We start from the raw sequence: 13784 nt of genomic DNA, 5'->3' as shown, positions 1-13784 counted from the left end.
TGAGACGGCGTTTTCTATGAGGTCAATATGAGTGGACTGACTCCCGATACTCCGGTGCCGACCGGCGTGGTCGTGCATTCCAAATCGCGTGTGCTCGAATTGCAGTACGCAAACGGCGAATCGTATCGCCTGCCGTTCGAACTGCTGCGCGTGTATTCGCCGTCGGCGGAAGTGATGGGCCACGGGCCCGGCCAGGAAACCCTGCAGACCGGCAAGCGCGACGTGACGATCACGATGATCGAGGGCGTCGGCAACTATGCCCTGCAGCCGACTTTCTCCGACGGACACGCCACCGGCATCTATTCGTGGGACCTGCTGTACGACATGGCCGTGCGCCAGGATGAACTCTGGCGCGACTATCTCGCCAAACTTCAGGCGGCCGGCGTCGACCGCGATACGCCTATGGTTCAAGCCGGCGCTGCGCACGGGCACTGTCACTGATACGATTCGCCCCGATCGCCGCACTGATGCGGCGCAACATTCAGAATACGCGAAAGGACAAGCGCGATGAGCAAAACCCACTTCGGCTTTCAATCGGTCGACGAACAGGACAAGGCGCAGAAGGTGGCGGGCGTGTTCCACTCGGTTGCCGCCAACTACGACTTGATGAACGACCTGATGTCGGGCGGGTTGCACCGGACGTGGAAGATGTTCACGATCGCCCAGGCCAACGTGCGGCCGGGCTACAAGGTGCTCGATATCGCGGGCGGCACGGGCGATCTGTCGAAGGCCTTCGCGAAGCAGGCGGGCGAAACCGGCGAAGTCTGGCATACCGACATCAATGAATCGATGCTGCGCGTGGGGCGCGACCGCTTGCTGGACAAGGGCGTGATCACGCCGGCGCTGCTTTGCGACGCAGAGAAAATCCCCTTTCCGGACAATTACTTCGATGTGGTCACGGTGGCATTCGGCCTGCGCAACATGACGCACAAGGACGTCGCGCTGGCGGAAATGCGGCGCGTGCTGAAACCGGCGGGGCGTTTGCTGGTGCTGGAATTTTCGAAGGTATGGGATCCGCTCAAAAAGGTCTACGACGTCTATTCTTTTAAGGTGTTGCCGTGGTTGGGCGAACGCTTTGCGAAAGATGCCGAGAGCTACCAGTACCTCGCGGAATCGATCCGGATGCATCCGGACCAGGAAACTTTGAAAACAATGATGGAACAAGCAGGCCTGGACGGCGTCAAATATTACAATTTGTCAGCTGGCGTGGTAGCTTTACATGTGGGGACCAAATACTAGGGTTCCTAACCCATCGATTTTTAAAGGAAAGTACGAAAATGTCCGATTCAGGTGTGTTATCTCCCCGTAAGGTTGGGCGGTCGCTGGTGAGAAGAATCGGACTGATCGCGATGGTCGGCCTGATCATGGCCGGCTCCCTCGCTTCGCTCGATGCGGAAGCTCGCCGCATGGGCGGTGGCCGTAGCATCGGCCGTCAGTCGAATAGCGTGACGCAGCAGTCCGCGCCGTCGCAACCTTCCCAAGGCAATCAGGCCATGCAGCAGCGTGCGCAGCCGGCACCGGCGCCCGCGCCGACACCCGCTGCGCAACCTAACCGTTCGCGCTGGCTCGGGCCGATCGCCGGTTTGGCGGCCGGTCTCGGCATCGCTGCGTTGCTGTCGCACTTTGGCCTGGGCGGCGCGTTCGCCGGCGCCATGGCCAATATCATCGTGATTGCGATTATTGCGATGATCGGTATCTGGCTGATCCGCCGCTTCATGGGCCGCAAGCGCGACTCGGCGCAGCCGGCGTACGCGGGCAGTTCGCCGTCGCTCAACTCGGGCGGTACGGGCTACTCGCAGGAACCGCGCTATAACGCGCCGCCCACCGGCTCGTATCTCGAACCGCAAGGCAATCCGCTGAGCACGCCGACCATCAACGCCGTGCCTGTGGTGCCGGCCGGCTTCGACTCGGAAGCGTTCCTGCGTAATGCCAAGGTCTACTTCGTGCGTCTGCAAGCCGCATGGGACGTCGGCAACATGGACGACATCCGCGAATTCACCACGCCGGAAATGTTCGCCGAGGTGAAGGTCGATCTGTCGTCGCGCGGTGCGCAGACGAATCAGACGGACGTGGTGCAACTGCACGCCGAGCTGCTCGGCGTGGAAGAGCGCGCGAACGAATACTTCGCCAGCGTCCGCTTCTCGGGCCTGATTCGCGAAGCGCCGGGCGCGGCGGCCGAGCCGTTCGTCGAAGTCTGGAACCTGTCCAAGGCGAACCGTGCCGGCGAAGGCTGGCTGCTGGCCGGCATCCAGCAGGTCACGCAGCACTGAAACAGGCGGTGCGATAGAGGCCGCGCGACGGATCAGCGCGTTCTTGAATCGCACCTGGCGTTGGCCGTTCGGCATAGCAAGCCGCAAAGCGAACGGACGTTACAATAGGAACCCGCGCGGGCACCTCGCTCGCGCGGGTTTTTTCTTGCCACTTTCAATGACCCTCGCCGCCAAGCCCTTCGCTGCTGCTGTCAATCATCTGCTCGCCCGCGAATCGTGGGCTCGTGAGCGCCTCGCCCCCTACGCGGGCAAGACCGCGAGACTGTCGTGTCCGCCGGTCGTGTTGATGCTGCTGGTGCAACCGGACGGCTATCTGAGCGCGGTTGCCGCCACCGAGGCGCAACAGTTCGACGTGACCATCTCGGTGCCCTCCGACGCGTTGCCCGCTTTCGTGCAAGGCGGCCAGGCGGCGGTGATGAAGCACGTGAAGATCGAAGGCGACGCCGAATTCGCCACCGTGATCGCCAAGCTCGCCGAACATCTGCGCTGGGAGCCGGAAGAAGATCTGGCCAAGCTCATCGGCGACGGCCCGGCGTGGCGGGTGGCGTCGGTCGTGCGCACGGTCGGCGAACATGTGCAGCGCACCGGGCGCAATCTGCTCGACACCGCCGCCGAATATCTGCTCGACGAGAATCCGCAACTGGTGCGCCGCGCCGCGCTGGAGGATTTCAACGTTGAACTGGCCCGCGCGCGCGACGCACTGGCGCGCGTGGAAAAACGCCTCGAGCGTCTTGAACAGAAGGTCGAAGCCCGCGGCGCCGATGCGCCGGGCGGCGCCGCCACGTCGCGCGGCACGCGCTAGTCACCGGGCACAACTATGCGTTTTCTGCGTTTCCTCAAGATTTTTTTCACGGTCATCCGCTTCGGTCTCGATGAGATGATGCTCAGCCGCATCAACGACCGGCGCGTGCGTCTGCTGCTGCGTATCACCACCATCGGGCGCAAGTTCGATGCGCCGCCGGGCGTGCGTTTGCGGCTCGCGCTGGAAAGCCTCGGGCCGATCTTCGTCAAGTTCGGGCAGGTGTTGTCCACGCGGCGCGATCTGTTGCCGGTGGATATCGCCAACGAACTGGCAAAGCTCCAGGATCAGGTGCCGCCTTTCGATTCGGCGGTGGCGATCGGGCTGGTCGAGAAGTCGCTCGGCGCACCGGTCGACGTGCTGTTCGACGACTTCGAGCGAGTGCCGGTGGCGAGCGCCTCGATCGCGCAGGTGCACTTCGCCACGGTGAAAGCGGGACAGCACGCCGGCAAGGCCGTCGCCGTGAAGGTGCTGCGCCCGAACATGCTGCCGGTGATCGATTCCGACCTCGCCTTGCTGCGCGACATCGCCGTATGGGCCGAGCGTCTGTGGGCCGACGGCAAGCGCCTGAAGCCGCGTGAGGTGGTGGCCGAATTCGACAAATATCTGCACGACGAACTCGACCTGATGCGCGAGGCGGCCAACGGCAGCCAGTTGCGGCGCAACTTCGCCGGGCTCGACCTGCTGCTGGTGCCGGAGATGTACTGGGAGTTTTGCACGCCCACGGTGCTGGTCATGGAGCGTATGGTCGGCGTGCCGATCAGCCAGGTGGAAACGCTGCGCGCGGCCGGCGTCGATATTCCGAAGCTGGCGCGCGAAGGCGTCGAGATTTTCTTCACCCAGGTGTTCCGCGACGGCTTTTTCCACGCCGACATGCACCCGGGCAACATCCAGGTGAGTCTCGATCCGGCCCACTTCGGCCGCTATATCGCGCTCGATTTCGGCATCATCGGCGCGCTGTCGGACTTCGATAAGAACTACCTCGCGCAGAACTTCCTCGCGTTCTTCAAGCGCGACTACCATCGCGTCGCCACGCTGCATCTGGAGTCGGGCTGGGTGCCGCCGACTACCCGCGTCGAAGAACTCGAGAGCGCGATCCGTGCCGTGTGCGAGCCGTACTTCGACCGCGCGCTGAAAGATATTTCGCTCGGCCAGGTTCTGATGCGCCTGTTCTCGACCTCGCGTCGCTTCAACGTCGAAATCCAGCCGCAACTGGTGCTGCTGCAAAAAACCATGCTGAACGTGGAAGGCCTCGGCCGCTCGCTCGATCCCGAACTGGATCTGTGGAAGACGGCCAAGCCTTATCTCGAACGCTGGATGAACGAACAGATCGGCGTGCGCGGCTGGTACGAGCGCCTGAAGATCGAGGCGCCGCAGTGGAGCAAGACGCTGCCGCAGTTGCCGCGCCTGATTCATCACGTGCTGGCCGAGCGCCACGACAACAAGCGCGGCACGAACGACGACATGATTCGCCAGATCCTGCTCGAGCAAAAACGCACCAACCGGCTGCTGCAAAGCTTGCTGCTGTTCGGCGTGGCGGTCGGTGTCGGCGCGGTGCTGGCGCGGGCGTTTCTGGTGCTCGCTTACGGCGGTTGATTGCGATCCCTGCGAGGTAACCAATGAGCGACCCGACCCAACCCTCCGCGCCCGACTTCGAGAGCCGCGACCCCAACTCGCCCGAGTTCTGGAACGAGCGTTTCGAGCGCGGGTTCATGCCGTGGGATCAGGCGGGCGTGCCGTCCGCGTTTCAGTCGTTTGCCGCTCGCCACAGCGGCGCGGCCGTGTTGATTCCAGGTTGCGGCAGCGCGTACGAAGCGGTCTGGCTGGCCGGGCAGGGCAATCCGGTCCGCGCGATCGACTTTTCACCGGCCGCCGTCGCGGCGGCGCATGAGCAGTTGGGCGCGCAGCACGCGCAACTGGTGGAACAGGCGGATTTCTTCACGTATGAGCCGCCTTTCACGCCGGCCTGGATTTACGAGCGCGCGTTCTTCTGCGCGCTGCCGCTCGCGCGCCGCGCGGACTATGCACGACGGATGGCCGAGCTGCTGCCCGACGGCGCGTTGCTCGCGGGCCTCTTTTTCATCGGCGCGACGCCGAAAGGGCCGCCGTTCGGCATCGAGCGTGCGGAACTCGACGCGCTGCTCACGCCGTACTTCGAGCTGATTGAAGACGAAGCGGTGCATGATTCGATTGCCATTTTCGCGGGACGTGAGCGCTGGCTAACCTGGCGCCGCCGCGCCTGACGATGCGGCTGCGGCGCTCCACGGCGACGCGCGCCGTACTTGATTCGGCCGCGGCCGCCCCCACTTAAGCGAGCGGCGGCTGCGTCGAGCGCTTGTCCCCAAAATCCGGGGGAGGGGAATCGTTTGCGGCTATAATTCAAGGCTTTGCAAGCGTTTACTAGATTTCAGTAGGGAAAAAGATCATGCCGATCTACGCTTATCGTTGCGAATCGTGCGGCTTCGGGAAGGACGTGCTTCAGAAGATCAGCGACCCCCAGTTGACGCAGTGTCCCGAGTGCGGGAAAGACACATATCGCAAGCAGGTCACGGCTGCCGGCTTCCAGTTGAAGGGCTCCGGCTGGTACGTGACCGATTTTCGCGGCGGCAATGGCGGCAAGAGCGCGCCTGCCAAGCCCGACGCCAACGGCGCCTCGAATGGCGCTTCGGGCGAGAACGCGGGCGCCAATAACGGCGCCGCGCAATCCGACGCGGCGCCGGCCAGCAGCACGGCTGCAACGCCGTCCGCGCCTGCTGCCGCACCGGCCGCTTCGGCGAGTTCGAGCGATTCCGGCAGCGCCTAGCAGGACTGCCGCCCTTCGGGGCGGCGCACACGCCGCACGTTGGGCTTCGGCCCGCGCGGCTTTCTGGCGGTACACATGACGACGAAAAAAACGACGCTCAAATCGGTGTTCCTGACTGGCCTGCTGGTGCTGGTGCCTTTGGCCATCACACTGTGGGTGCTCGGTCTGATCATCGGCACGATGGACCAGACGCTACTTCTGCTGCCGCGCGCGTGGCAGCCGGAGCGCCTGTTCGGCTTTCGCCTGCCCGGCCTCGGCGCAGTGCTCACGCTCGCCTTCATCTTTGTCGTTGGACTGTTGACGCAGAACTTCATTGGGCAGAAGCTCGTGAAGTGGTGGGAAGTCGTGGTCGCTCACATTCCGGTGGTCGGCCCGATTTACACCAGCGTCAAGCAGGTGTCCGATACCCTGCTGTCGAGCAGCGGCAACGCGTTTCGCAAGGCGCTCCTGATCGAGTACCCGCGCCGCGGCTCCTATACGATTGCGTTTCTGACCGGCATTCCGGGCGGCGACGTAATCAACCACCTGAAAGAAGATCACGTCAGCGTGTATGTGCCGACTACGCCGAATCCAACTTCCGGCTTCTTCCTGATGGTGCCCAAGAGCGAAGTGATCGAACTCGACATGACGGTCGACGCCGCGCTCAAGTACATCGTCTCGATGGGCGTCGTGGCGCCGTCCGCGCCGCCGGCGCCGGTGCGCCGCACGACAGTCGAGCCTCCGCTGTAACGCGGCACGTAGCGTTTTAATGCCACGCGCCGTTCAACCAATGCATAACGAAAGACAAACATCATGTCGATGAGATCTCAATACTGCGGTCTGGTGACCGAAGAACTGCTGGGCCAATCCGTCTCGCTGTGCGGCTGGGTGAGTCGCCGCCGCGACCATGGCGGCGTCATCTTCATCGACCTGCGCGATCGCGAAGGCCTCGTTCAGGTCGTCTGCGACCCGGACCGCGCGGAGATGTTCAAGGCGGCCGAAGGCGTGCGCAACGAGTTCTGCCTGCAGATCAAGGGCGTGGTTCGTGCCCGTCCGGAAGGCACCACGAACGCCGCGCTCAAGAGCGGCAAGATCGAAGTGCTGTGCCACGAACTGATCGTGCTGAACCCGTCGATCACGCCGCCGTTCCAGCTCGACGACGACAACCTGTCGGAAACCACGCGTCTCACGCACCGCGTGCTGGACCTGCGCCGTCCGCAGATGCAGCACAACCTGCGTCTGCGTTACCGCGTCGCGATCGAGGCGCGCAAGTACCTCGACTCACTGGGCTTCATCGACATCGAAACGCCGATGCTGACCAAGAGCACGCCGGAAGGCGCGCGCGACTACCTCGTGCCGTCGCGCACGAACCCGGGCCAGTTCTTCGCGCTGCCGCAGTCGCCGCAACTCTTCAAGCAACTGTTGATGGTGGCGAACTTCGATCGCTACTATCAGATCGTCAAGTGCTTCCGCGACGAAGACCTGCGCGCCGACCGTCAGCCGGAATTCACGCAGATCGACTGCGAAACCTCGTTCCTGTCGGAACAGGAAATTCGCGATCTGTTCGAAGACATGATTCGTCATGTGTTCAAAGAAACGATCGGCGTCGCGCTCGACGAGAAATTCCCGGTCATGCTGTATTCGGAAGCCATGCGCCGCTTCGGTTCGGACAAGCCGGACCTGCGCGTGAAGCTCGAATTCACGGACCTCACGGATGCGGTCCGCGACGTCGACTTCAAGGTGTTCAGCACGCCGGCCAACACGAAAGACGGCCGTGTCGCGGCAATTCGCGTGCCGAAGGGCGGCGAGCTCTCGCGTGGCGACATCGACAGCTATACGGAATTCGTGCGCATCTACGGCGCGAAGGGCCTCGCGTGGATCAAGGTCAACGAAGTGGCGAAGGGCCGTGACGGTCTGCAAAGCCCGATCGTCAAGAACCTGCACGACGAAGCGGTCAAGGCGATCATCGAGCGCACCGGCGCGCAAGACGGCGACATCATCTTCTTCGCGGCGGATCGCGCGAAGGTGGTGAACGACAGCCTCGGCGCACTGCGTCTGAAGATCGGCCATTCGGAATTCGGCAAGGCCAATGGTCTCGTCGAGTCCGGCTGGAAGCCGCTGTGGGTGGTCGACTTCCCGATGTTCGAATACGACGAGGAAGACAACCGCTACATCGCCGCGCATCATCCGTTCACGAGCCCGAAGGACGAGCACCTCGAGTATCTGGAAACGGATCCGGCGCGCTGCCTTGCGAAGGCCTACGACATGGTGCTGAACGGCTGGGAAATCGGCGGCGGTTCGGTGCGTATTCACCGTGAAGAAGTGCAGAGCAAGGTGTTCCGCGCGCTGAAGATCAACGCGGAAGAAGCGCAAGCCAAGTTCGGCTTCCTGCTCGACGCGCTGCAATACGGCGCGCCGCCGCACGGCGGTATCGCGTTCGGCCTGGACCGCATCGTCACGATGATGGCCGGCGCCGATTCGATCCGCGACGTGATCGCGTTCCCGAAGACGCAACGCGCACAGTGTCTGCTCACGCAGGCACCGAGCGAAGTGGACGAGCGCCAGTTGCGCGAGTTGCACATCCGTCTGCGTCAGCCGGAACCGAAGGTGTAACGGCTTGAAGCCAGTCAGTGCTGTCTGAAAAACGACAGCGGAAGCAATCGAAAAAGGCGCGTCATGCGCCTTTTTCGTTTTTTGCGTTACAGTCGATGCAACTGCGTTCGACCGTTTCCTGGACCAATCTCCGACATGTACCGCGCAAGCGTTGCGCCCAGTTTTCACGCCATGCCGAAACCGCCGAAGATTCCGCAATCCGTACTCGTCATCATCCATACGCCCGCGCTCGACGTGCTGCTGATCGAGCGCGCCGATCACGCCGGTTTCTGGCAGTCGGTCACAGGTTCCAAAGACCGGCTCGATGAGCCGCTCGTCGAGACGGCGACGCGCGAGGTCGGCGAAGAGACCGGCATCGTGGTGGGCAGCGCGCAAGTGCCGCATAGCGCGTTGTTCGATTGGCAATATTCGATCGAATACGAGATCTACCCGGAGTTCCGCTATCGCTATGCCGAAGGCGTGATCCACAACACCGAGCACTGGTTCAGCCTGCAAGTGCCGGAGCAACTCGAGGTCACGCTGGCGCCGCGCGAGCACACCGCGTTTCTGTGGCTGCCGTATGACGAGGCGGCGTCGCGCTGCTTTTCGTCGTCGAATGCCGATGCGATCCTGCAGTTGCCTAAAAGGCTGCATGAGCGGTTCAGTGGGCGTGCTGACGTTGGGCATCCCACGGAGCGTGGCCGGTGAGCGTCGGCGGCGCGCGCCGCTTCGCCCGACTGCGGCAATCGCTGCTCGGCCGCCGCTATTGGCAGCGTTACCGCTTCACCAGCGGCAACGACGTCAAGCTGCTGCGTTCCGGCGATGAGTTTTTCAGCGCGCTGATCGCGCGTGTGGATGCCGCGCAGAGCGACGTGGTGCTCGAAACATATATCTTCTGCTACGACAACGCCGGGCAGGCGGTCAGCGCCGCGTTGCTGCGCGCCGCCGCGCGCGGCGTCAAGGTGCGCGCGATCACCGACGGCATCGGCACCGAGCGTTTGCCGATGTTCAACGAGTGGCCCGTCGCCGGCATCGACCATCGCATCTACAACCCGCACCTGTTCGGCCGCTTCGGCTTCTCGCGCACGCATCGCAAACTGGCGGTGATCGACGATCAGTTCGCGTACTGCGGCGGGATCAATATCGTCGACGATTACGAGAACAATGGCGAGAAGCTGCCGTACCGGCGCTGGGACTTCGCGGTCGAATTGCACGGGCCGGTGGTCGCCGATATCCGCCAGGCGTTCGAGGTGCAGTGGCGGCGGATTCGACTTGGGCATCGGCCGATCGAGTCCATGGAGCCGGACCTCGGGCCGAAGACCACGGCCTCGCTCGGCAGCCTGCGGCGCAGGCGCCGGCGTCGCAATGAAGAATTGTGGGCGGGCGGCCAGCCCTGTGTAGCGTTTGTCGCGCGTGACAACCTGATCAACCGGCGCGCTATCGAGAAAGCGTATCTGGCGGCGATCGGCCAGGCGCGCAACGAAGTGCTGCTCGCCAATCCGTATTTCATGCCGGGGCGCAAGCTGCGGCGCGCGCTGGTGTTCGCGGCGCGACGCGGTGTGGTGGTGAAGCTCATCATCGGGCGCAAGGAATTCAAGGCGCTCGATTACGCGGTGCCGTTTCTCTATCGCGCGTTGCTCAAGGCCGGCGTGCAGATCGCCGAGTACGAGAAAACGCTGCTGCACGGCAAGGTCGCGGTGGTGGATTCGAACTGGGCGACGGTCGGCTCGTCGAACCTCGACGCACTGAGCCTGATGCTCAACAACGAAGCCAATGTGGTGCTGGTGAACGACCCGTCGATCGACGCGTTGCGTGAAGCGATCCTCGTCGCCTTCAAGGACTCGCGCCGTATCGACGAAGCGCGCTACGACGCCCGGCCGGCTGGTGAGCGCGCGCTCAACTGGCTCGCCTACACGACCTACCGGGCCGTGATGAAGTTGCTGACGGTGGGTGGGTACGACTGACTCGCGGCAATGCGTTTGCGACCAACGCCTGGTAGGCACGAAGCGGCTCGAACGCAATGCCTGGGCCGCTTTGCTTTGCATCGAAGGACGGCGGGCCGCAGTGATCGCCGTCGATACGTCGGCGGCCCATCTTGCCGCGGCGATGGGTAAAGCCCCGGTCTAGCTGCTCAACCGTTTCGCGGGAAGCTGGCGCTGGCTGTATGGCCGGGACGACAGCCCGTGGTATCCCGGATTGCGTCTTTTCACCCAGATGCGGCGTGGTGACCGGAACGATGTGCTGACGCGGGCTGCCGCGGCGCTTACGCAAACTTTCCCAGCGCACGACAACGCGTCCTGACGCGATCTTCTTTCCTCCTCCATGTTCCGATCGAGCAGGCCTGACACGGCGGCAACGCCACGTCCGGCCTGCGTCTAACGAAACTATCGACGGCCATTCCACCCGGCAATCCCAGCACCGCGTCGTCCTTCCAATAGCCGCGATACGTCAAACGCTTCTGCATTCGCACCGACTTGCTGCATCATGTCGGCCGGCTGCGTTAATCAGAAGAAAGCGTGCACTTAGGCGGGCAACCCCTGTCTCAAGGCAAACTTCAGGCAAACGCCTCTAAAAAATCTCCTTCCTCTGATTGACGGATGCCGCAGAATTGAAACCAGGTTAGAAACCGGTTTCTAATAAAGTCCTTGTTTCGCGGACGGCGGCACTCAATAATAGTACGGCCGTTCGATTTTTCTTTCGGTCACATTAGAACGGTAAAAAGCTATGCGAAAAGGCGAACAGACGCGAGCCGCAATTCTCGACGCAGCACTTGATCTGGCAAGCCGCGACGGACTGGAAGGTCTGACGATCGGGCTGCTGGCTGAGCGCATGCAGATGAGCAAAAGCGGGGTGTTCGCGCATTTCGGGTCGCGCGAGGACTTGCAGGTCGAAGTCGTGCGCGAATATCACCGTCGTTTCGAAGACGAGGTGTTTTTCCCGAGTTTGCGCGAGCCTCGTGGATTGCCGCGCTTGCGCGCGATGATTTCCCGCTGGATCGAGAAACGCATTCAGGAAGTCACCACCGGTTGCATCTACATCAGCGGCGCCGTCGAATACGACGACCGCGCGGATAACCCGGTGCGTGAGCAACTGGTGTCGAGCGTGACGGTCTGGCGTGCGGCGCTCACGCGCGCGATTTCGCAGGCAATGGAAGAAGGGCATCTGCGTGCCGACACCGATCCGCAACTGATGCTGTTCGAACTGTACAGCTTCACGCTCGGTCTGCATCACGACGCGCGCTTCCTGCACTTGCCGGATGCGGTGCGTCTCACGTGGGCCGCGCTGGAAAAATTGATTGTTTCGTATCAAAGCGAAAGCCGTTAGCAGCGCCGCCGCCAATCAGGCGGATTCAGCGGCGCAGAAAGCTCCGATCCACGGACTCGGCTAACGGCCTGGCTTCTTGTCAAACTTGGGAGAGAGTCATGGGACAGTACGCCGCGCCGCTGCGCGACATGCAATTCGTGTTGCACGAACTGCTTAACGTCGAAGCCGAAATCAAGCAGATGCCGAAGCACGCGGATCTCGATGCCGACACGATCAATGCGGTGCTCGAGGAAGCCGGCAAGTTCTGCTCGGAAGTACTGTTCCCGCTCAACCACAGCGGCGATCAGGAAGGCTGCACGTACGCCGGCGACGGCGTCGTGACCACGCCGAAGGGCTTCAAGGAAGCCTACAAACAATACGTCGAAGCCGGCTGGCCCGCACTGGGTTGCGATCCGGCATATGGCGGCCAGGGCCTGCCCGCGTTCGTCAACAACGCGCTGTATGAAATGCTGAACTCGGCGAATCAGGCGTGGACCATGTACCCGGGCCTCTCGCACGGCGCGTACGAATGTCTGCACGCGCACGGCACGCCGGAGCTGCAACAGCGCTATTTGCCGAAGCTGGTCGCGGGCGTCTGGACCGGCACGATGTGTCTGACCGAGCCGCATTGCGGCACCGACCTCGGCATTCTGCGCACCAAGGCCGAGCCGAACAGCGACGGCTCCTACGCGATCAGCGGCACGAAGATCTTCATCTCCAGCGGCGAACACGATCTCGCGGAGAACATCGTTCACCTGGTGCTCGCGCGTCTGCCGGATGCGCCCAAGGGCACCAAGGGCATTTCGCTTTTCATCGTGCCGAAGTTCGTGCCCAACGATGCGGGCGAACCGGGTGAGCGCAACGGCGTGAAGTGCGGCTCCATCGAACACAAGATGGGCATTCACGGCAACGCCACCTGCGTGATCAATCTCGACAACGCCAAGGGCTGGCTCGTCGGCGAGCCGAACAAGGGCTTGAACGCGATGTTCGTGATGATGAACGCCGCGCGCCTGGGCGTCGGCATGCAGAGCCTCGGCCTGACCGAAATCGGTTACCAGAACTCGCTGACGTACGCGAAAGAGCGTCTGCAAATGCGTTCGCTGACCGGCCCGAAGGCGCCCGAAAAGGCGGCCGACCCGATCATCGTGCACCCGGACGTGCGCCGCATGCTGCTCACGCAGAAGGCCTACGCCGAAGCCGCGCGCGCCTTCTCGTACTGGTCCGCGCTGCATATCGACAAGGAACTGTCGCACGCTGACGAATCGGTGCGCAAGGAAGCCGCCGACCTCGTCGCGCTGCTGACGCCGATCCTGAAGGCGTTCCTGTCGGACAACGCGTTCGAGAGCACCAATCACGCCATGCAGATCTACGGCGGCCACGGCTTTATCGCCGAGTGGGGCATGGAGCAGTACGTGCGCGACGCGCGCATCAACATGATCTACGAAGGCACCAACGCGATCCAGGCGCTCGACCTGCTCGGCCGCAAGATCCTCGGCGACATGGGCGCGAAGATGAAGAAGTTCGGCAAGCTGGTGTCGGATTTCGTCGAAGCGGAAGGCGTGAAGCCGGAGATGCAGGAGTTCATCAACCCGCTCGCCGACATCGGCGAAAAGGTGCAGAAGCTGACGATGGAAATCGGCATGAAGGCCATGCAGAACCCGGACGAAGTGGGCGCCGCCGCCGTGCCGTATCTGCGCACCGTCGGCCATCTGGTGTTCTCGTATTTCTGGGCCCGCATGGCACGCGTCGCGCTCGACAAGGAAGCCTCGGGCGATCCGTTCTACAAGGCGAAGCTCGCCACGGCTCGCTTCTACTTCGCCAAGCTGCTGCCGGAAACGGCGATGACGATTCGTCAGGCACGCGCCGGCTCGAAGTCGATGATGGACCTCGAAGAAGCGCTGTTCTAAGCCGCTGTTTTCAAGCGCCAGGCAAACCCATCAAGGCAGGCGCCGCGCGTGTCGAACCCGCGGCGCCTGCCGTCAGCCACACATCGCGAAGCGTCCCATGAAGCTTCGCGACATCGCATAACTCCCCGGAG

Annotated in this window: 13 protein-coding genes and 1 pseudogene; all 14 read left to right on the top strand. The window is 62.9% G+C overall.

The window, feature by feature from the left end:
* Positions 1-27: 27 nt before the first annotated feature.
* Positions 28-441: a gamma-butyrobetaine hydroxylase family protein gene (locus P0D73_RS14645; protein WP_132376073.1), complete on the top strand. Its 414-nt coding sequence runs from the start codon at positions 28-30 to the stop codon at positions 439-441.
* A gap of 66 nt (positions 442-507) precedes the next feature.
* Positions 508-1239 carry a bifunctional demethylmenaquinone methyltransferase/2-methoxy-6-polyprenyl-1,4-benzoquinol methylase UbiE gene (ubiE, locus tag P0D73_RS14640; RefSeq protein WP_408312967.1) on the top strand — a complete coding sequence of 244 codons (732 nt, stop codon included), beginning with the start codon at positions 508-510 and terminating at the stop codon, positions 1237-1239.
* Between the two features lie 38 nt (positions 1240-1277).
* Positions 1278-2270 (top strand): Tim44 domain-containing protein, encoded by a 993-nt coding sequence (locus tag P0D73_RS14635; protein WP_408431772.1) that lies wholly within the window; start codon positions 1278-1280, stop codon positions 2268-2270.
* Between the two features lie 157 nt (positions 2271-2427).
* Positions 2428-3072 carry a ubiquinone biosynthesis accessory factor UbiJ gene (locus P0D73_RS14630; RefSeq protein WP_132376071.1) on the top strand — a complete coding sequence of 215 codons (645 nt, stop codon included), beginning with the start codon at positions 2428-2430 and terminating at the stop codon, positions 3070-3072.
* Positions 3073-3087: 15 nt separating this feature from the next.
* On the top strand, positions 3088-4665 hold the full coding sequence (gene ubiB, locus P0D73_RS14625) for a ubiquinone biosynthesis regulatory protein kinase UbiB (RefSeq protein WP_408178314.1): 1578 nt from the start codon (positions 3088-3090) through the stop codon (positions 4663-4665).
* 23 nt (positions 4666-4688) lie between these two features.
* Positions 4689-5312: a class I SAM-dependent methyltransferase gene (locus P0D73_RS14620; protein ID WP_408312973.1), complete on the top strand. Its 624-nt coding sequence runs from the start codon at positions 4689-4691 to the stop codon at positions 5310-5312.
* Between the two features lie 182 nt (positions 5313-5494).
* A complete protein-coding gene (locus P0D73_RS14615; RefSeq protein WP_132376068.1) occupies positions 5495-5872 on the top strand; it encodes an FmdB family zinc ribbon protein in 378 nt (125 codons plus the stop codon).
* A 75-nt stretch (positions 5873-5947) separates the two neighbouring features.
* Entirely contained in the window at positions 5948-6601 is a 654-nt protein-coding gene (locus tag P0D73_RS14610; protein WP_012431717.1) for a DUF502 domain-containing protein, read from the top strand.
* A gap of 63 nt (positions 6602-6664) precedes the next feature.
* Complete coding sequence (gene aspS, locus P0D73_RS14605; RefSeq protein WP_408431770.1) at positions 6665-8464, top strand: aspartate--tRNA ligase; 1800 nt, start codon at positions 6665-6667, stop codon at positions 8462-8464.
* A gap of 171 nt (positions 8465-8635) precedes the next feature.
* On the top strand, positions 8636-9151 hold the full coding sequence (gene nudB, locus P0D73_RS14600) for a dihydroneopterin triphosphate diphosphatase (RefSeq protein ID WP_408178346.1): 516 nt from the start codon (positions 8636-8638) through the stop codon (positions 9149-9151).
* Positions 9148-10407: a cardiolipin synthase ClsB gene (gene clsB / locus P0D73_RS14595; RefSeq protein ID WP_408178317.1), complete on the top strand. Its 1260-nt coding sequence runs from the start codon at positions 9148-9150 to the stop codon at positions 10405-10407. The genes nudB and clsB overlap by 4 nt, the downstream gene beginning before the upstream one ends.
* Before the next feature lie 100 nt (positions 10408-10507).
* A pseudogene (locus P0D73_RS14590) lies at positions 10508-10744 on the top strand (tetratricopeptide repeat protein); the annotation flags it as partial.
* A gap of 423 nt (positions 10745-11167) precedes the next feature.
* Entirely contained in the window at positions 11168-11767 is a 600-nt protein-coding gene (locus P0D73_RS14585; RefSeq protein WP_106282004.1) for a TetR/AcrR family transcriptional regulator, read from the top strand.
* 98 nt (positions 11768-11865) lie between these two features.
* Positions 11866-13653, top strand: a complete 1788-nt coding sequence (locus P0D73_RS14580) for an acyl-CoA dehydrogenase C-terminal domain-containing protein (RefSeq protein ID WP_408178318.1) — start codon at positions 11866-11868, stop codon at positions 13651-13653.
* Positions 13654-13784: the final 131 nt, after the last annotated feature.

Origin of the sequence: Paraburkholderia sp. RL18-101-BIB-B (genome assembly GCF_046026985.1) — a bacterium.
Lineage (GTDB): Bacteria > Pseudomonadota > Gammaproteobacteria > Burkholderiales > Burkholderiaceae > Paraburkholderia.
Note: the sequence above shows the minus strand (reverse complement) of the source record. Positions and strands in the feature narration are given on the sequence as shown.

Bases quoted from the DNA above. Each gene is read 5' to 3' on its own strand.
- P0D73_RS14645 (WP_132376073.1), top strand. From the start codon at position 28: ATGAGTGGACTGACTCCCGATACTCCGGTGCCGACCGGCGTGGTCGTG.
- ubiE (WP_408312967.1), top strand. From the start codon at position 508: ATGAGCAAAACCCACTTCGGCTTTCAATCGGTCGACGAACAGGACAAG.
- P0D73_RS14635 (WP_408431772.1), top strand. From the start codon at position 1,278: ATGTCCGATTCAGGTGTGTTATCTCCCCGTAAGGTTGGGCGGTCGCTG.
- P0D73_RS14630 (WP_132376071.1), top strand. From the start codon at position 2,428: ATGACCCTCGCCGCCAAGCCCTTCGCTGCTGCTGTCAATCATCTGCTC.
- ubiB (WP_408178314.1), top strand. From the start codon at position 3,088: ATGCGTTTTCTGCGTTTCCTCAAGATTTTTTTCACGGTCATCCGCTTC.
- P0D73_RS14620 (WP_408312973.1), top strand. From the start codon at position 4,689: ATGAGCGACCCGACCCAACCCTCCGCGCCCGACTTCGAGAGCCGCGAC.
- P0D73_RS14615 (WP_132376068.1), top strand. From the start codon at position 5,495: ATGCCGATCTACGCTTATCGTTGCGAATCGTGCGGCTTCGGGAAGGAC.
- P0D73_RS14610 (WP_012431717.1), top strand. From the start codon at position 5,948: ATGACGACGAAAAAAACGACGCTCAAATCGGTGTTCCTGACTGGCCTG.
- aspS (WP_408431770.1), top strand. From the start codon at position 6,665: ATGTCGATGAGATCTCAATACTGCGGTCTGGTGACCGAAGAACTGCTG.
- nudB (WP_408178346.1), top strand. From the start codon at position 8,636: ATGCCGAAACCGCCGAAGATTCCGCAATCCGTACTCGTCATCATCCAT.
- P0D73_RS14585 (WP_106282004.1), top strand. From the start codon at position 11,168: ATGCGAAAAGGCGAACAGACGCGAGCCGCAATTCTCGACGCAGCACTT.
- P0D73_RS14580 (WP_408178318.1), top strand. From the start codon at position 11,866: ATGGGACAGTACGCCGCGCCGCTGCGCGACATGCAATTCGTGTTGCAC.